Source organism: Anaerocolumna cellulosilytica (assembly GCF_014218335.1).
Classification (GTDB): domain Bacteria; phylum Bacillota; class Clostridia; order Lachnospirales; family Lachnospiraceae; genus Anaerocolumna; species Anaerocolumna cellulosilytica.
The window spans coordinates 3,662,594-3,682,232 of the sequence record NZ_AP023367.1 but is presented as its reverse complement, the minus strand read 5'-3'; the positions used below and the strand labels follow the sequence as shown (position 1 = coordinate 3,682,232).

Annotated in this window: 15 protein-coding genes; 13 read left to right on the top strand and 2 right to left on the bottom strand. The window is 36.7% G+C overall.

What is annotated here, in order from left to right; genetic code table 11:
• Positions 1-87: 87 nt before the first annotated feature.
• The 11 genes from recG to acsn021_RS15185 all read left to right on the top strand — a co-directional run bounded on the left by recG (position 88) and on the right by acsn021_RS15185 (position 14,130).
• Positions 88-2,142: an ATP-dependent DNA helicase RecG gene (recG, locus tag acsn021_RS15235; protein ID WP_184094780.1), complete on the top strand. Its 2,055-nt coding sequence runs from the start codon at positions 88-90 to the stop codon at positions 2,140-2,142.
• Between the two features lie 168 nt (positions 2,143-2,310).
• Positions 2,311-3,954, top strand: a complete 1,644-nt coding sequence (locus acsn021_RS15230) for an AAA family ATPase (protein WP_243167954.1) — start codon at positions 2,311-2,313, stop codon at positions 3,952-3,954.
• A 21-nt stretch (positions 3,955-3,975) separates the two neighbouring features.
• Positions 3,976-4,971, top strand: a complete 996-nt coding sequence (locus acsn021_RS15225; RefSeq protein WP_184094778.1) for a glycosyltransferase family 2 protein — start codon at positions 3,976-3,978, stop codon at positions 4,969-4,971.
• Complete coding sequence (locus acsn021_RS15220; protein WP_184094776.1) at positions 4,965-7,037, top strand: hypothetical protein; 2,073 nt, start codon at positions 4,965-4,967, stop codon at positions 7,035-7,037. The genes acsn021_RS15225 and acsn021_RS15220 overlap by 7 nt, the downstream gene beginning before the upstream one ends.
• Before the next feature lie 271 nt (positions 7,038-7,308).
• Entirely contained in the window at positions 7,309-8,403 is a 1,095-nt protein-coding gene (gene glf / locus acsn021_RS15215; protein WP_184094774.1) for a UDP-galactopyranose mutase, read from the top strand.
• On the top strand, positions 8,396-9,109 hold the full coding sequence (locus acsn021_RS15210; protein ID WP_184094772.1) for a glycosyltransferase family 2 protein: 714 nt from the start codon (positions 8,396-8,398) through the stop codon (positions 9,107-9,109). The genes glf and acsn021_RS15210 overlap by 8 nt, the downstream gene beginning before the upstream one ends.
• A 74-nt stretch (positions 9,110-9,183) precedes the next feature.
• Positions 9,184-11,565 (top strand): DUF2298 domain-containing protein, encoded by a 2,382-nt coding sequence (locus acsn021_RS15205; RefSeq protein ID WP_184094770.1) that lies wholly within the window; start codon positions 9,184-9,186, stop codon positions 11,563-11,565.
• A 269-nt stretch (positions 11,566-11,834) separates the two neighbouring features.
• On the top strand, positions 11,835-12,038 hold the full coding sequence (locus tag acsn021_RS15200; RefSeq protein WP_184094769.1) for an alpha/beta-type small acid-soluble spore protein: 204 nt from the start codon (positions 11,835-11,837) through the stop codon (positions 12,036-12,038).
• A 285-nt stretch (positions 12,039-12,323) separates the two neighbouring features.
• A complete protein-coding gene (gene rsmD, locus acsn021_RS15195; protein ID WP_184094767.1) occupies positions 12,324-12,896 on the top strand; it encodes a 16S rRNA (guanine(966)-N(2))-methyltransferase RsmD in 573 nt (190 codons plus the stop codon).
• Between the two features lie 93 nt (positions 12,897-12,989).
• Positions 12,990-13,478, top strand: a complete 489-nt coding sequence (gene coaD / locus acsn021_RS15190) for a pantetheine-phosphate adenylyltransferase (RefSeq protein WP_184094765.1) — start codon at positions 12,990-12,992, stop codon at positions 13,476-13,478.
• A 1-nt stretch (position 13,479) separates the two neighbouring features.
• Positions 13,480-14,130, top strand: a complete 651-nt coding sequence (locus tag acsn021_RS15185; RefSeq protein ID WP_184094763.1) for a V-type ATP synthase subunit E family protein — start codon at positions 13,480-13,482, stop codon at positions 14,128-14,130.
• A 7-nt stretch (positions 14,131-14,137) separates the two neighbouring features.
• Here the strand turns inward: acsn021_RS15185 and acsn021_RS15180 are convergent, their stop codons facing one another.
• A complete protein-coding gene (locus tag acsn021_RS15180; protein WP_184094761.1) occupies positions 14,138-15,127 on the bottom strand; it encodes a transporter in 990 nt (329 codons plus the stop codon).
• Positions 15,128-15,404: 277 nt separating this feature from the next.
• Here acsn021_RS15180 and pepF point away from each other — a divergent pair, with 277 nt between their 5' ends.
• The gene (gene pepF / locus acsn021_RS15175) at positions 15,405-17,207 is read left to right on the top strand and encodes an oligoendopeptidase F (RefSeq protein WP_184094759.1); all 1,803 of its coding nucleotides are present in this window, start codon (positions 15,405-15,407) and stop codon (positions 17,205-17,207) included.
• Here pepF and acsn021_RS15170 read toward each other — a convergent pair.
• Positions 17,204-18,445 carry a nucleotidyltransferase gene (locus tag acsn021_RS15170; protein WP_184094757.1) on the bottom strand — a complete coding sequence of 414 codons (1,242 nt, stop codon included), beginning with the start codon at positions 18,443-18,445 and terminating at the stop codon, positions 17,204-17,206. The two genes, pepF and acsn021_RS15170, sit on opposite strands and share 4 nt — an antisense overlap.
• A 453-nt stretch (positions 18,446-18,898) precedes the next feature.
• Between acsn021_RS15170 and acsn021_RS15165 the strand changes: the two genes are divergently transcribed.
• Positions 18,899-19,633 carry a LytR/AlgR family response regulator transcription factor gene (locus acsn021_RS15165; protein ID WP_184094755.1) on the top strand — a complete coding sequence of 245 codons (735 nt, stop codon included), beginning with the start codon at positions 18,899-18,901 and terminating at the stop codon, positions 19,631-19,633.
• Positions 19,634-19,639: the final 6 nt, after the last annotated feature.

Genomic DNA, 19,639 nt, shown 5'->3' with positions numbered 1-19,639 from the left:
GAACAGCTACAGCGCGGAGAACTTTTTATAATTAAATAAGTGATTTAGAGAGGGCTTTATTTAAAACGATAGTAAGGAGGCGAGAGAATGGGAGAACTTACGACATTAAACATGTCTTCACCAGTTATAAAGATAAAGGGGATAGGAGAGAAGACAGAAAAAGATTTGAATAAATTGGGGATATTCACAGTAAGCGATATGATACAACATTATCCCAGAACCTACGATATGCATGAACCTCCGATTCCGATTACAGAACTGGTGGAAGGCAATATTGCTACAATTGAAGCATCTGTATTAAACGCAGCAGTTACAAAGCAGGTTAGGAATCTAAAAATTATCAGTTGCAGGGTAAAGGATTATTCGGGAGTTTTGACTTTAAGCTGGTTTAATATGCCCTTTTTAAAGAACAAATTAAGAATGGGCTATCATTTTATATTTCGTGGTAAAGTAGTAAGAAAAAATGGGGTACTGGTAATTGAGCAGCCCGCTATTTATACCAGAGAAGAGTATATAAAAAAAATGAATGTGTTGCAGCCGGTATATGCCTTAACCTCGGGAATAACCAATAATACAATTACCAAAGCAGTTAAAACTGCGATGGGACTGTTAGATTTCTCAAAGGATTACCTTCCAAGGCGTATTGTGAAAGAATATGAGTTGATGGCACTAAAAGGTGCATTGCAGGAAATACATTTTCCCAAGGATAAAGAGAACGTAGCAAAGGCAAGACAAAGACTGGCTTTTGATGAATTTTTTCAATTCACGCTGGCTTTGCAGGCGTTAAAGGAGAAAAAGAATGTACTCACAAATCAATTTCGTTTTTCTAAAGGAGAAGAATGCAGTACCTTCATAGAAAAGCTGCCCTATGAGTTAACCAAGGCTCAAAAGAGAGTCTGGCAAGAAATCTTAACGGATTTGACCGGAGTAAAAACTATGAATCGATTGGTGCAGGGAGATGTGGGTTCCGGAAAAACGATTTTGGCTGCTCTGGCACTTTTATTTGTAGGAGTAAACGGTTATCAGGGAAGTTTAATGGTACCGACGGAAGTATTGGCAGTACAGCATTACGAGTCCATTCGTGAAATGTTTTTAGAATATGGACTTACGGTGATTCTCTTGGTAGGCTCTATGACACAAGCAGTAAAAAGAAAGACCTATGAAAAAATTAAGAACCATGAGGTAGATATTATTATAGGCACCCATGCGTTAATACAGGAAAAGGTAGAATATGATAATCTAGCACTGGCAATTACGGATGAACAGCATCGATTTGGTGTTCGGCAAAGAGAGGCTTTATTCAACAAAGGTATCCAGCCTCATGTATTAGTAATGAGTGCAACTCCTATTCCAAGAACTCTGGCAATCATATTATATGGAGATTTGGATATATCCGTCGTTGACGAACTGCCTGCCAATAGGCTGCCGATTAAAAACTGTGTTGTCGACACCGGTTACAGGGAGACAGCCTATCGCTTTATTGCGGGGCAGGTAGCTGAGGGAAGGCAGGCATATGTAATCTGTCCCATGGTAGATGAAAGCGAGACCATAGAAGCTGAAAACGTGCTTGAATATACCGAGAAGCTGAAAGATGCATTACCCGGTAGTATAGCGGTAGAATATCTTCATGGAAAGATGAAACCTAAGGAAAAGAATGATATTATGGAACGCTTCGCTAAAGGTGAGATTCAGGTATTAGTTTCTACTACTGTAGTTGAAGTTGGTGTCAATGTTCCTAATGCGACCGTAATGATGGTGGAAAATGCAGAAAGATTTGGACTTGCCCAGTTGCATCAGCTTAGAGGCCGTGTTGGACGTGGTAAGTACCAGTCCTATTGTATACTTGTAAGTGGTTCTATGGGTAAAGATACAAAAAAACGTCTGGAAATTCTTAACCAGTCCAACGATGGTTTTTATATTGCAGGAGAAGATTTAAAGCTCCGGGGACCTGGGGATATGTTTGGCATCCGTCAAAGTGGTGATATGGAGTTTCGTATCGGGGATATTTATAATGACGCCAAGGTTTTAATGTTGGCAAATGAAGCTGCTAAAAGCTTAACTGACAAGGAAATAAGTACTATTTACGAAGAGAATCCTGTCTTGGCGCAGAAGATAAACAATTATGATATAGGCACTTTATAAGCGTTTCCTCTTTTTATTTATGGAAATATATAGTATAATGAATATATAAATGGGTACTTATTTAGAGTACACCCACTGCATATTCCAGGCCGGCCTGTGATATTGCCGTAATTTAAAAGGAGTATATGGTTTGGCAGTAGGTAGAACAGCAGCGAAGGGAGCGTCATCATGAGCCGGATTTCTCAGAAAGCAAAATTACTATACATTGGACGAGAAAATTATAAAACCTTAGCCGGATACTGTGAACAGCTTTTAGAAGAAGGGTATTGGGACAATCCGCAAAGGGTTTTAAAGAGAAACATAGATGATATGCTGTCAATGTATGTCCAGGCTGTTCTTATCCAGCTTGGATTATACTGTGGATGCTTTAGTACAGAGGAGATCAATTTTATTCTTGAAATATCGGGTATGGATTCCTTTGGAATAATGGATGAAAAGTGTGTTCAGGCGGATATTTTTATGCTGACAGAGAAGGTTATGAAGGCACCCCCCATTCTGTTACAGCTATGCGGGTTAAGAGACACGCAGAAATCCTCCTGTATGGCGGGATGCTTTTTTGATGCACTGCTTAACATATTGTTATCTATGGCTGAAATTAATAACAGGAGGGATCGTAAGCTGACTTCCTTTATTATGGGATATTTTATGCAAGTCAGTGCTTTTTTAAATACCAGGGAGTTAGATTACTGTATTGATGAAAGATATGTGTTCCGCAAAATAAGCTGTGAAAACCTGGAGGGTAGTACACAGGTCTTAAGAATACCCGGCATGGACTTTGAAGCGTATAAGGAAAGATATATTTTTCATAGAAGCAGTTTCATCAAAGGGCAGGAGAAGGGGCTAAATCAGTCAGAAGAAACTGGTTACCCGAATCGGCTGCAAGAAGAAGCAGGAAAAAGAGAACTTGCTGATTCTGACTTTCATAAAAAAGCAGGTAAAGAGCAGCAGATGTCAGCACCTGTAGAAACTCTTCCTTTCGAAGAAAAACAAGATGTTTTGAATAAACTGCTTGCGGAGTTGAATACCTTAATTGGTCTTGAGAATGTCAAGGAAGAAATAAAGTCACTAATTAACTTGATTAAAGTGAGAAAACTACGTGAAGAATATAATATGCCACTTACTAATATATCCTATCATATGGTATATACCGGGAATCCGGGTACCGGAAAAACAACGGTAGCAAGGTTGGTGGCAAAGATTTATAAAGAGCTTGGAATACTATCAGAAGGCAATCTGGTGGAGACTGACCGGTCAGGGCTGGTAGCCGGCTACGTAGGACAAACCGCTTTAAAAGTAAAAGAAGTGGTAGAGGAGGCAATCGGCGGTGTACTCTTTATTGACGAAGCATATGCATTGGCAAGTGGTATAGGTACCAGTGATTTTGGCGGTGAAGCAATCGATACGCTTGTAAAACTTATGGAAGACAACAGGGATAATTTGGTAGTAATTGTTGCAGGCTATAGAGAAGAAATGAACGAATTTCTAAAGTCTAACACAGGTCTTATTTCAAGGTTTAACCGATTTATCGACTTTAAAGATTATACGGTGGAGGAATTGCTTCTTATTCTTAAAACCATGGCAAAGAGTGCTGGCTTAACAATGGAGCCAGAAGCAGTGAATATTGTTAAGGAAAAGCTTCTTCTATTAGAGGAAGACAAGAAAAAAATGTTTGGCAATGGCAGAGGAATACGTAATATCTTTGAAAAAATAATGGTAAATCAAGCAAATCGTCTTATGACTAATGAAAAACCTACTAAGGAGCAGTTAACGGTTATAGCCGTCCAGGATACGGATTTTGATATAAACTATTGACGAATCGATAGGGGATGCATTATGGAACAAATAGAGAACATCCAAACAGTTACGAGTCATTTGGATAAGGTACAAGTAAAAACAGGACGGCTTGCTATTGTGATACCGGTCTATCAAGAGGGAAATCATATACGTGCTTCTATAGGGGAAATCAGGCGGATATTAATTGAACATTGTATAGACTATGAGTTTATATTGGTTGATGACGGGTCTACGGATAATACTTGGGAACAGCTTGCAGCGTTAGCTTGTGAAAATAAAAATATAACTGCACTGCGGCTTACCAGAAATTTTGGTAAAGAGGCTGCGGTTTGTGCAGGTCTTGAATACGCAGATACGGAAGTGCTTCTGGTAATGGATTCCGATTTACAGCATCCGCCTGAATTAATACCGGAAATGTATAGGTATTGGCAGGAAGGATACGAAGTAGTCGAAGGAATAAAATCAGATAGGGGAAAAGAAGGTGTCTTCTACAAGTTTTGTTCAGAGATTTTTTATCGTTTTTTGTCAAAGACTTCTTCTATTGATTTAAAAAATGCTTCGGATTTTAAATTGCTTGATAAAAAGGTAATCGAGGCATGGAAGCGGATGCCAGAGCGTACCACTTTCTTTCGGGGAATGGCAGCTTGGGTTGGGTTTTTAAGAAAGCAGCTTGCCTTTGAGGTAAGGAATAGAACGACAGGACAGAGTAAATGGTCTTTTTTAAGACTTTTAAAGCTGGCAGTGGGAGCGATGACTTCCTATACGACAGTACCTCTCCATTTTATAACCATTATGGGATTTATTATGTTTCTGTTGTTTTTAATTCTTGGAGGGCAGACTTTATATATGAAACTCTCCGGACAGGCTCTGGATGGTTTTACTACAGTAATATTACTGCTGCTTATAATTGGAAGCTCTGTTATGATAAGCCTTGGGATTATAGGAATCTATCTGTCTAAAATCTACCATGAAGTAAAAGGCAGACCCAGATATCTGATTGCAGACGGAATACGGGAAGGAGAGAAGATATGTTAGGTTTTGTGTACCTTGCAGTCAGTATTTTAACCGGTTGTACTATATGTACCATTATGCTTCCGGGTTTCAAAGACTTAAGTAAACAATCCTATAATGGTAAACTGCTATCTTTACCTTCTTGTTTTGTACTATTTCCTGCTTGGTATTTATCGGGGACACTTAGTGTTACTTGGTTCGTTTACTTAACTGCATATTTATTACGGGAACAAAAGGATTCGCTTTTAACAGCTAATATATTGGTTATGACTGTTCTTTTACTACTCCAGGTTGTTTATTGGTTTACTGCCTATAGAAAAAAGAAAAATACAATGGACAATGAAAAAAGTACAAAGCAGTATAATTTTATAAATTTTATAATGACAGAGGCAGCAGGGCAAAGAAAGGGAATGACGAATGGTGAGCTGCTATTTTTTGTACTGGCATTACTGCTCACCATGATACTTATGTGGTCAACCTTTTTTATACGTGGTACAAACATATACGTAGGCAATTCTGTTTACAGTGACTTTGCACCTCATATCGGGATGATTCGGTCGTTTTCAAAAGGGAATAATTTCCCTACCGTATATTCTCATTTTGCAGGTGAAGATATACGTTATCATTTTATGTTTCAGTTTATGGCAGGGAATCTGGAAAAGTTAGGTATGCGGTTGGATTACGCATTTAATGTGCCAAGTATACTAAGTCTCCTTTCGGTATATATGCTCCTCTTTATAGTAGCAGTTAAGATAACAGGTAAGAGGACAGCAGGGTATCTGGCAGCTCTGTTTTTTACCTTCCGTAGTTCAAAAAGCCTCTTTTTATACCTGTCAGAGATTCCAAAAGATTCTAATCCTTTGGAGGTTCTGCTCCGGAATACAGAATTTATTGGATATACACCCAATGAAAACTGGGGACTGTGGAATTTGAATGTGTACTGTAACCAAAGGCATTTGGCTTTTTCCTTAGGAATTCTTCTGTTACTGCTGTTACTGTTTCTTCCCCTATTATATGAGAGGTGGCTAAATAGCAGTTTTTCAATAAAGGGCTTTTTATTAAGAAAAGAAGATTGGGAAGTTAAAGATTTAAAAACTGCAATTTTTGGAGGAGTTTTACTAGGTTCTATTGCTTTTTGGAATGGAGCAGTATTAATTGCGGCATTGGCGGTACTTTTTGTTATAGGAATCAGTGCCGTAAGACGTATGGAATTAGTAGTACTTGCTGTTATTGCGGGGATACTAACCCTAATGCAATCAAATTTTTTTATAGAAGGGAGCAGTATTTCACCCACTTTTTATTTTGGCTTTTTAGCGGAGAACAAAACCTTATTTGGTACGGCTGCTTATTTAGATAACCTGCTGGGCATCCTGCCTTTCGTACTTGCAGGGGCATTTTTAGCCGTAAAATCCTTTCAAAAATATCTTATGGCTGCATTTGCGGCACCGATACTCCTCGCCTTAACACTGTCACTTACACCGGATATTGCCGTAAATCATAAGTATATTATGATAGGAGTAATGCTCCTTGGTATACCTGCTGCAAACTTTCTCGCTGAGCTGTATCAAAGAAAAGGGTTATGGGTTAAAATATTTGCTGTACTGGCAGTTCTAACAATGACATTTACGGGTATCTATGACTTTTATACTTTGCTGAATAAAAACGGACCGGCTAAATCGGTGGTGCTTGATACAGATAGTAGTCTGACCAAATGGATTGAAGAAAATACCAATACAGAGGATGTCTTTCTAACGTCCAATTATGCACTAAATCAGATTGTTTTAGGTGGTGCCATGCTTTATCAGGGATGGCAGTATTATGCATGGTCTGCAGGATATGACACGGCAGCCAGAGATGAACAAGTCAGGTTAATGTATGAAGCGAGTACATCTGAGGAACTTGTAAACCTTGTAAAAATCAACAATATACGCTACATCGTTGTTGACCTTGACAATCGTTACAGTGACGCTTATGTTATTAATGAAGAGAATATTAGTAATACCTTTACCTGTGTGTATGAAGAAGGAATGGGTAATCAAAATATATCTATCTATGATACAACACGTAGGCTTGGTAATAAAACAGACTGAATGGATGGGTTTAATCTTTCTATTTTAACAGTACGAATCTGCAGGTGGAATTAGCAAGCAATAGGCACGAGTGTGATATAGAAGAATCTCACACGTTGAATTTAAATCATGCAGGCAAGCAGCATGTAATGAGAACTAGTGAGGAAAGCTATTATGGCTTGAGAAACCAGAGGTTGAAAGAAAATTAAGAAGAGAAAGGAAGCCACAAGTATCTTTCAACCAGTAAGATTGTGGCAGTAATACGAATTCGTGTTACGCATTGGGTTTAATTATGAATTATAGGTATGTCGTAGTAGGGGCAGGGCTGGCAGGCTTAACTGTAGCAGAAAGAATAGCAAACGTTTTAGGGGAAAAAGTTTTAGTTATTGAGAAAAGAAGCCATATAGGCGGTAATGTATACGATTCCCACAATGAAGACGGTATATTAATTCATAATTACGGACCTCATATTTTTCATACCAACGACCGGGAAGTTTACCGCTATTTGGGACAATTCACTCCCTGGAATGATTTCTGGCACCGGGTTTTGACCTATGTAGATGGGAATTTGATTCCAATGCCCATTACGGTAGAGACTATCAATGCTTTATATAATCTAAATTTATCCTGTGATCAAATAGAAGATTTCTTAAAGCAGCAGGCAGTTCCGGTAGAAGCAATAAAGACCAGTAAGGATGTAGCACTTAGTAAGGTAGGAGAAGACATATACCGGAAGATATTTGAAACGTATACCAAGAAGCAGTGGGGATTGGATCCGGCGGAGCTTGATACATCTGTTATTTCAAGAATTCCCATACGTTTGAACCGGGATACCAGATATTTTAATGATAAATATCAGGGAATGCCTAAGTATGGGTATACAAAAATGTGTGAAAATATGATTACCAATAAGAACATTAAAGTACTGTTAAATACAGACTATAAGGAAGTTATATCAGATATTACTTACGAAAAGATGATTTACACCGGTCCTACAGATTATTTTTATGATTACAAGCATGGACAATTGGCATACAGAAGTATAGACTTTGTTTTTGAAACCTATGACCATGAAGAGTATCAAAGTGCACCGGTGGTTAATTATCCTAATGACTATGATTATACAAGAATAACAGAATTTAAAAAAATGACAGCACAGGAACATAAAAAGACAACCATTTTAAAAGAATACCCCTGCAGTGACGGAGAACCTTATTATCCATTTCCCACAAAGGAATATAAAGCGCAATTTAGTTTATATGAGTCAGAAATGGAAAAAGAGGACAAGGTTTTGTTTCTTGGCAGGCTGGCTGAATACAGATATTATAACATGGACGCGGTGGTAAGGCGCGCCTTGGATATATTTAAAGGAGGTCTTAATGGATAAGCTGTATATAATTATACCTGCTTACAATGAAGAGGCTAACGTTTTAGATGTTATTAACCAATGGTATAAAATAGTGGAAAAAATCAGTGGTGACAGCAGGTTGGTTATAATTGATGACGGAAGTAAGGACAGAACTTATGAAATCATGAAAGAAGCAGCAGCAACAAGGAAGTTTTTTTTACCTGTTACAAAACCAAATGGTGGTCATGGGGCTACGGTTTTATATGGCTATCATTATGCGATTAACCAGGGAGCGGATTATGTCTTTCAGACAGATTCTGACGGGCAGACGGTACCGGAAGAATTCTGGGAATTCTGGAATCAAAGAGAACGCTATGATATGATTATTGGTCATAGAAAAGGCAGGCAAGACGGCTTCTCAAGAATTATGGTTACTAAAACCTTAAAACTTGTATTACAGCTTTGCTTTCATGTATCTCTAAAGGATGCTAATACCCCTTTTCGTCTTATGAAAGCAGAGGTTTTAAAAGATAATATCAAGTTGATTCCCAAGGACTATAATCTTTCTAATGTTCTTGTCTCAGTTATATATGCGAAAAAGAAGAAAAAAGTAAAATACCTGCCAGTTACGTTTCGACCAAGGCAGGGCGGGGTAAATTCGATTAATATGAAACGAATCATAATAATCGGTAAAAAAGCCTTTGGTGACTTTATTAAGATAAACAAATATATTGATAAGAAATAATTGGTTTTCCGGCAAAGGAATTTGCTGGGAATTTACCAGAGAAACCTCAATATAAATTCTAAGGGGAAAATACAATGGAAACTTCTAACAACTTGGGGTATGATACATCCCACAATAAAACAAAAATGTCTCCGCAATACATAGCCTTGGTTAGTGTATTTCTGGTATTATTCATTCTGGCGTATGTATTGTTAAAAGAGGACTTTAAGGATTTTATTACCTGGTGGCTGGCTTTACTTGCCTTGGGAATTGGCTTTCTCCCCCTCACAGGTTTTATGTTTTCTAAATTTCATGATAACGGCTATTTATTTTCAAAACCCCTGGGTATTGCTGTCAGCGGTTATCTTGTTTGGTTTTTGTCTTCTATAAGGATAATAAAGTTTAGCTCCGTTACATGTATTCTAGTAGTAATACTATGTTTTGGGATAAATATATTTCTTTTTCTTAAGTCAAAAGAGGAATTGCGAAAGAACTTGCTTTCTGAGACTAAGATAAAGACCATGCTTAAAGAAGAAGTGTTGTTCTTATTGTTTTTTTTAATATGGACATATATTCGTGGTTTTAAACCTGAGGCTTACGGCACGGAAAAATTCATGGATTATGGTTTTATGAATGTAATGATGCGCTCTGATTATATGCCCCCAAAGGATTTGTGGTTTTCCGGCAGTACCATAAACTATTATTATGTAGGCCAGTATATGGCGACCTTCTTAACTAAGTTAACCTTTCTAAAGGCAAACATAGGTTATAACCTGATGCTAATGACCTTGGCGGCCTTTGGATTTGTTCTGCCTTATTCGCTTGTATATAATGTGATTAAAAATCATTTTACAGAACAGGGCAACGGGAATAAAAAAGAGAAAAAGTATTTTTATCTTTTTTCTGCTTTTGGAGGTGTTTTATCAGGAATCGGCGTATCTTTAGCCAGTAATATGCATTTTCCTTTATATTATTGGTTTTTGCCTATTCTTAGGACCCTTCTTGGAGTTGATATAGATAAAGGCTATTGGTTTCCTGATTCTACCAGATATATAGGATATAATCCGGATACTGCCGATAAAACAATCCATGAATTTCCAAGTTACTCATTTATTTTGGGGGATTTGCATGCTCATGTCATCAATATTATGTTCATTTTAACAGTGGTTGGAATTTTATATGCCTTTATGCTTCACCGAAAAAGCAAGCTAAACAATCTACAAAGGGAGGCCAGGATATATCCTTCCGTGAAAGAAGAACTTCTATGTCCTCATATTTTAGTAATAGGCTTTTTTATCGGCTTGTTTCATACTACTAATTTTTGGGACTTTCCAATTTATTATGTGGTGGCAGGTGCAATAATATTATTTTCAAACCTTATATTTTATCAATTCTCCAAAAAAGCCATCTGGATAACAGCTTTGCAGGGAATCTATATAATGGCCATTGCCAAAATAACAGCATTACCTTTTTCCTTAAATTTTGATCAGATTTCGACTGAAATAATGTTGACAGTGTCAAGGACACCATTTTATCAGTTAATTATCCTGTGGGGACTTCCAGTCGTGCTTGTTGCTGGTTTGTTTATAGAGCTTATGCAATCAAATACTAAGCAGAAGGTACTATCAAAAATCAGCTCACAGGAACCGATAGAAGAAACTAAGATGTGCAAAATGGGATTCTGGAAAAATTTTATGTATGGCTTAAATACGTCAGAATTGTTTATTCTAACATTAGGTCTCTGTGCTGTTGGGCTGGTGTTGATTCCTGAAATTATATATGTGAAGGATATCTATTCCGGTGATTACAAACGTGCTAATACTATGTTTAAATTGACTTATCAGGCTTTTATTTTATTTGGAGTCAGTATTGGGTTTATTTTTATTAAATTTTTCAAAACAAGAAATTTCAGGTGGCAAAAAAAGTTTGGAATTATAACCTTTCTCCTATTCCTATGTAGCACCTGGTATTGTGTGGTATCCGTAAAGGCTTGGTATGGCAATATTTTTGATACGGCAGGTTATAAAGGGCTGGATGCTGCCGCATTTTTAGAGGAAAAAATGCCAGATGATTATATGGCAGTTAATTGGTTGAATGACAATGTTATGGGCACACCAGTTGTTTTAGAATCTAATGGTGACAGTTATTCAGACCATGAAAGAATATCAATGGCAACAGGGCTTCCAACCGTTTTAGGGTGGTATGTTCACGAATGGCTTTGGAGGGGAGACACCACTGTATTGGAAGAAAGAGCTGGGGATATCCAAACTATTTACACCGCAGAGGACAACCTGCTGGTTAATTCTCTAATTGATAAATATAAAATCGAATATATTTATATTGGTAAGCTAGAGCAAGATAAGTATGTTACCTTAAATCATGATTTGCTAAAAGGATTGGGTGAAATTGTTTTTGAAAGCCCATCTACACCTGAAAAAAATTACGAGAGTTATTTGGTGAAAATAGACCCCAAGTGATAAAAGATTATTTAACTATAGTTTTCATAAAATTTTTAATATTATAATTAGTAAATATTTTATCAATGGGTTGATTTTATAAAAATGTAACCTGTATATAGTAGTAGAGTTTACAAACGATACATGAAAGATTAAAAAAAGATAACAAAAATTGCCTGAGTAAATCAATGAATTGTACACATAATAATAGCGTAACAAACAACAACACAGAATTATTCAGAACCACTATAATCGAACAGGTTCTTAATAAGAATATGGAGGCGTTTATTATGGCAAGTAGAAACAGATCAGAAGTACCACAGGCGAGAGAAGCGTTAGACAGATTTAAATACGAAGTGGCAAATGAAATCGGAGTACCTTTAAAACAGGGTTACAATGGAGATTTAACTTCTTACCAGAACGGTAGTGTAGGCGGTATGATGGTTAAGAAAATGATTGCAGAACAAGAAAAGAGAATGTCTGGCTTACAGTAATAGCATATATTTTAATAAAAAAAGGGAGGGTGTATTGCACCTTCCCCTTTTTCTTAGACTATCTACTAAAACAATGATTGTCAGTTCATAAGTTTACCATGTTTTAATATCAATTATTGCTTGAATTATAACGTTATATGAGTTAAAATAATAGGATGTTAACTAGTGATTTAAGTTTACAAATTCAAAATTAAGTTGACAAACCAGTTTTATATTATACAATATTATTAGATATTTTACATAAGTACGGTAAGGTTTCCAAGTAGTAAAGTAAAGAGGTATGATATGAGAGTTATTGCAGGAAAAGCAAAGCGGATTCAATTAAAAACGATAGAAGGATTTGAAACCAGACCTACAACAGACAGGATAAAAGAGACGCTTTTTAATATGCTGAACCATACCTTGCCCGATAGCGTTTTTTTAGATTTGTTCAGTGGCAGCGGCGGAATCGGAATTGAAGCATTAAGCAGAGGCGCTAGAACGGCTGTTTTTGTAGAAAATAATAAAAGTGCCGCAGAATGTATTAACTTAAATCTTAAGAATACAAAGTTAAATGAGGATGCCCACGTTTTGCAGATGGAGGTTATGCAGGCGCTGAAGGTTTTAGAGACGCAGGAGAAGAGCTTTGATATAGTCTTTATGGATCCTCCGTATAATAAGCAGATAGAAAAGCAAATACTTATATATCTTGCCGGCTCACATCTGGTACATCGTGATACAATTATAATTGTGGAAGCTTCCGTAGAGACAAGCTTTGATTATTTGCAGGAAACCGGATTTACGATTTATAAAGAGAAAGCGTATAAGACAAATAAACATGTTTTTATTGAGATAAAAGACAGCAGTGTTACACTGTAAAGCTTAAAAAGTAAGCTGAAGTTTTTCAAATTTATATATAGGCCTATACTCGGCTCGGATGAAAGACTTGGGGCGGGAAAGGTATGGTAAAAAATGAGAATAGGTATTTATCCTGGCAGTTTTGATCCTGTTACGCTGGGTCATCTTGATATTATTTATAGAGCATCTAAGTTGGTGGATCGTCTAATTATAGGAGTACTAACCAACAGTAAGAAATCCCCTTTGTTTACGACGCAGGAAAGAGTTCTGTTATTGGAGGAGGCAACAAAGGGTATACCTAATGTAGTAATTGAAGCGTATCAGGGGCTGCTGGTAGATTTTGCAGAAGAAAGACAGGCAGGAATGATAGTAAGAGGCTTAAGGGCTATTACGGATTTTGAATATGAATTGCAGTTAGCTCAGACAAACCATAAAATAAATCCTAAGGTGGATACAGTATTTCTTACAACCAGTGTGGAATATGCCTATTTAAGCTCAAGTATGGTAAGAGAAATTGCCAGCTATGGCGGAAAAATTGACCAGTTTGTTCCGGCATGTGTTGCACAAAGTATGTATGAAAAATATAATTTAAGGAGAGGTTAGTATGGGTGCCAGTAGAATAGAGCAGTTAATTGAAGATATATACGAATTCGTAGAAAGCTGTAGGATGCAGCCGCTATCAACTACTAAAGTAATCGTTCCCAAAGATGAATTATACGATTTACTGGATGAACTTAGACTTAGAACTCCCGATGAAATAAAAAGATACCAAAAGATAATATCCAATAGGGATGCAATTATTGCAGATGCTGAAGAAAAAGCGGGTATAATCATGTCAGAAGCAGGAGAAAAGGCACACTCTCTTATTAATGAGCATGAAATTATGCAGCAGGCTTATTATGAAGCCAATGAATTGGTTAATAATGCAGCGGCAGAAGCGGAAAAAATTATTAATGATGCCAATCATGATGCCAACCAAATTCGTGCAGGCGCACTTGCATATACAGAAGAAATGCTTGCTGATATCGAGCAGATTATATCCAATGCCTATGAAAGCAGTAGAAATAAATATGAAGGTCTTTTAAATTCTTTAAAAGGCAATTTGGATATTATAGCAAATAACCGTAACGAACTGGCTGGCAACCAGATGTATTCCGAACCTGTGCAGGAGCCTCAAGCTCAGCAGGTAAATGAGGCGTATGCAGAAGAGGAATTTAATTTTGATGAAAATACCTTTTTAGAGGATATAGAATAAATGAATGTTAATAGCCTACGAAATTTACATATAGATATGCAATAAGGAAAGCGAGTATCATGTGGAGAAGTTTTCCTTTAAAGTAAGTATGAATGGATAGCCTTGTATTGCTGATTACACTTTTGGTTTGAGCAAGCCCTGATAGCCCCCCAAAAGCAGTAATTCCGGTAATTAAGGCTATTTTTATGTTCATATCGAGACCTGAATTGTTAAGTTTGTTAATTCCGGTTGTTATTTCTAAAAAGCTGATTAAGAACAATTTAAGATAACTTATACTTGAACCAAAATCTGAAATAATCTGTGCGCATATGGAGAATAATATCATGTAGCCACCAACTTTTGTAATAACTTCAAAGCCTTCCATTATAGCTGCATCCAGTTTTTCAAAATCAAACGTAGTTGAATCCTTGTAAGAATCCATACATTCGTATCCTTGAGCTGTCAACCGGTTACTACCTCTTCGCAGGCGAAAAATGAAAAAAGCCGAGAGTACACCGCTGCCGTAGAGAATCAGTAGTAAAGCTACTCTGAATCCAGGCAGGTTTAGCTGGGAGATAGCAATATAGCTCATTATAAACATAGGGCTTGCATTATTACAAAAGCTAAGCAGATATTGTCCCTCCCTTAAGGAGAGGATTTTTTTCTCAACCATATCTCCAATTGTTTTGGCGCCCACCGGCATACCAGATAAAAAGCCTATTAAAATAGGATAACTACCTTCTTCACTTACGTCAAAGAATATGTGAAAGAGAGGATAAAAGAGCTTACTTAGGATACTGGATATCTTTAGTCGGATAATCAGGTTAGAAACAATCATAAAAGGCAGTAGTGTAGGAAGTACAGTATTAAACCAAAGTAGAAGTCCGTTTTTTGCTCCCTGAAAGGAGGAAGCGGGATAAAGCAGGATTATAATTAGAAAAAGAAGAATACCTGCTTTTGAAAAAATGCTTCTATTAGCTGTTTTTAGTCCCGGGATGTTATGGGATGAAAGTTGCATAATCTTCCTCCAGTCAATCATTATTATAATCTATTTAAATGTGTTCTGGGATATGCCGAGAAAGTAAATAAATTTAAACAAGTTGATGTACGAGGAGTGGGTCTTTACTCCAAAGAAGGAGTTTTTAAATTTAGCAATGGTTAAAAATGGTTGTTAGGTTTATAAAAAAATGCTATAATATCTACTAATTACAGATAATCCACCTACACACGCAATGCATTCAGAAAACTGTTTCTTTACGCAGTTTCTTAATAAAATTAGATAACAAGGAGTTAGCATGGAAAAGAAAGTATTAAAACGCAATGAAGTTGAAGCTGCACACAAATGGGCAATTGAAGACTTATTCCAAAAGGATGAAGATTGGAAGCAGGAATATGAACAGACAAAAGAATTAATTGTAAAATTAGGAAAATATCAGGGTAAGCTTTCGGAAACTCCGGATACGCTGTTAGAATTTTTGAATATGGAGAATGAAGTATCCTTGCATATTGAAAGAATATATGTATATGCCAATCAAAAATATCATGAAGACACATCCAACGGAACTTATCAGGGATTGGCAGACCAGGCGAGTCGTTTAGTTGTGGAATTAGAAAGTGCTATGTCCTTTGTTGTGCCGGAGATATTAACGATTCCAGCTGAAACAATTGAAAAATATATTGCAAAACAACCAGGGCTAAAAATCTTTCAATTTAACTTACAAGAAATCCTTCGTAAAAAACCACATACCTTAACGGCTGAGATGGAGGAGCTGGTTGCTAAGGCAGGAGAGTTATCAGAAGGCCCAAAGAATATATTCTCCATGTTTAACAATGCGGATATTAAATTTCCAGAGATAGAAGATGAAAATGGAGAATTGGTTGAGATTACCCACGGAAGATTTATAAGCCTGATGGAGAGCAGCAATGAGAGAGTAAGAAGAGAAGCATTCCAAAAGCTTTATGAAACCTATAATAAGTTTAGAAATACTATCGCAGCAACTTTTAGTGCCAATGTTAAGCAGGAAGCTTTTTATGCTAAGGTTCGCCAATATCCGTCTGCGATGGATATGAGATTGTTTTTAAGCAATATTCCAAGGGATGTGTATACAAACCTGATTGCTTCTGTACATGAAAATCTACACTTGCTTCACCGCTATGTGTCCCTTCGTAAAAAACTTATGGGGGTAGAGGAACTGCATATGTATGACCTGTATACACCCATTGTTACGGAGGCAGATGTAAAAATAAGTTATGCAGAAGCAAAAGAAATGGTTTACGAAGGACTACGTCCTTTAGGAGAGGACTATCTAAAGGTATTAAAAGAAGGCTTTGATAACCGCTGGATTGATGTATATGAGAATGAAGGAAAGAGAAGTGGTGCTTATTCCTGGGGAGCATACGGTACCCATCCTTATGTTTTATTAAATTATCAGGAAACTCTTAACAATGTTTTTACGTTGGCACACGAAATGGGGCATGCACTTCACAGCTATTATTCCGATGCCGCACAACCAATTAACACAGCAGCTTATAAAACCTTTGTGGCTGAAGTGGCATCAACCTGTAATGAAGCTTTATTAATGGAGTATCTTCTCGGAAAGACAGAAGACAAAAAGCAACGTGCTTATCTGATTAATTATTTTCTTGAACAGTTTAGGAGTACATTGTATAGGCAGGCAATGTTTGCTGAATTTGAGATGATTACCCATCAAAAAGCACAGGAGGGGACTGCTTTAACCGCAGATATTTTATGTGAAATTTATCGAGGTTTGATAGAGCAGTATTTTGGAAGTGATATTGTTATAGATAAAGAAATAGATATGGAATGGTCCCGTATACCGCACTTCTATACTGCATTTTATGTGTATCAGTACGCAACAGGGTATTCAGCTGCCATGGCACTTTCCAGAAAGATATTACAGGAGGGAAAGACAGCAGTTGATGCTTATATTAATAACTTTTTAAGTGGTGGAGGTTCTGACTATCCGATAGAGCTTTTAAAGAAGGCCGGTGTGGATATGAGTACCAGAGAGCCGGTTAACCAGGCTCTGGCACTGTTTGGTAGATTACTTGATGAGATGGAAACCTTGTTGGCTTAAGAAATTATGATACCTTTAGTATATTCATCTTTTAGAGGTGTTCCCAATTTATGGAAAACAACCTGATTATAAAGATTAGCTGCATATAGATCTTCATTCAGCATAGTAAGTCCAATCTTTGAGAGCTTATTTTTAGCATCTCCTAATTTAGTTATTACAGGAATTCTTTCATTTTTTACAATCTTTCGTAAGAGATGGGAGGATTCCTTTTTAAAGCCAAGGATACGAGCATATTGGGTGAAGCCTTTCTGCTGATACGTTAAGAAATTATCCTGGCGGTGATTGAGCAATATATGGATTAGAGCACGGTTAATACGGGTTAAGGTCCATTGTCTGGATTTTATGGATAATGCCAAATCCGGAAAGGATTCATATTCTGAATACATACGTAGGATTCGGTTTGCCAAATCAGAGTTAATATCTGTATATTGCAGTAGTGTTTGTCTATCTTCAAGCATAAACTTATAATGGAGCAGCAATGAAAAATCTTCTTCAAATATAGGAAAGGTTTTTTCAAATTGTTCCTCCATAATAGCAAAAGCAGGAGCAGGTACATGGCGTCTTAAATTATTAAGGGTATTGCCTTCTTTTAAGGTTTTTCGTATTGCGGTTGCTGAGCTTATGGCAAAGGTATCATCTGTATCTAATTCCTGGCTATGGTAAGCGGTAGCTTTTCTTGTTATAGTTATGGGTTTTATGGTGCTTTGCAGTCGTTTAAGGGCTTTAATATATTCAATACCAAGTATATTGTTAGGAGAGGAAAGAAATTCATCTGATACCTCCGGTAATAGAGCCTTAATACTGTCTGCACGGGCTTCCGGAAAAGTTTTTCCGGCTTTGACTGCTTCCTTAAATATTTGTTTGAAGCCATGAGATTCCGTTAACAGCAAGTCACTTATAGATGTTAGAAGACTAATATCACCACTTTCACTTCCAAAGCAAATATAATCAACAATACCAAGTTTTTCAAGCAAAGAGACCGCCCCAAGGGCGAAATATTCAGCACTGGCAGTTGAAAAGCAAACCGGAAGTTCAAATACCAGGTCGGCACCGCATTTAAGTGCCATTTTAGTTCGACTGTATTTATCTAGAAAAGCAGGTGTACCCCGCTGCACAAAATTACCGCTCATAACCACTACTACATAATCGGCACCGGTAGCCCGCTTTGCTTCATTAAGGTGATAAGCGTGTCCGTTGTGAAAAGGATTGTATTCTGTAATAAGGCCGACAACCTTCATAATAATATCCATGCATAACACATCTAATTATAGAGGTGTTACTGCCACAAATAAAAATGTGAAAGAATTATAAGTGGCATTCCTTTCTTTCATTAATTTTCCTGCACTTAAATAGCATATTAACTCAGATTGTACTAATTATGCAGAACTTTAATAGGCTTCAGATACAGCATCTTTTAACAAAACTGTATCACTATGCCGCCTTCAGATAATAACACTATAATATATACTTTTCTGAATTACAAGAGATTCTTAAAGTCATAGACCAGAGAAGTTGTTTACATAAGTGCAGTAGTAATATAACTTTAAAAGAAACAAAAAAAGAACTTCACATATTGTCAAAAAAATGTATAATAATATATAATTGGTAATTTTTAGGGGGTATAAGGTTGAATAAAGAACATTCAACCCCCATGATTTGTGGCGACCCAAGGTCGCAGATGGGAGCTAAAGATGATTAATATTGCAATTTGCGATGATGAGCATGTTATAACGGAACAAATGCAGGAAATCATTATGAACTATCAAAAAGTAAGACAGGAAGATTTTCAACTTACCATATATCATAGCGGAGAGAAACTGCTCACAGCCAGGGAAAGCTATGATATTATTTTTCTGGATATTTATATGGCGGGCATTGATGGGATAGAGACTGCAAAAAGATTGCGAAGAAATGATAAAACCGTTGAAATTATTTATCTTACCAGCTACGCGGGGCTTACCAGAGAAGCTTTATCCGTTCATGCTTTTGAGTATCTGGAAAAGCCTATAAAAAGGGAGGTTATAATTAAGCAGCTGGATGAGGTTTTAGAGCGTATTCTGCATAAAAAGCTTATTGAAGATTCGAAAACCAAAACAATTGATTTTAATGCAGGAAAAAACAGTATCCGCTTATTTGTAGACGATATATATTACTTTGAGCGTGTGGACAGAAAAATTAAAGCAGTTACTAAAAAAGGAAATTTTATACTGTATGAAACCATAGCGTCTTTAGAGGAGAAGCTTCATACTTTTGACTTTGTAACACCGCATCAAAGTTTTGTGGTAAATATCAACAATATGAAGGACTATGTAAAAGATGAAATCGTTATGATGAATTATGACATAATACCTGTGGCACAAAAAAGAGCTTCTGATTTTAAACGTATTATGAGGGAGTTCCTGCAAAAACAATTGGAAAATAATTAGTATTCT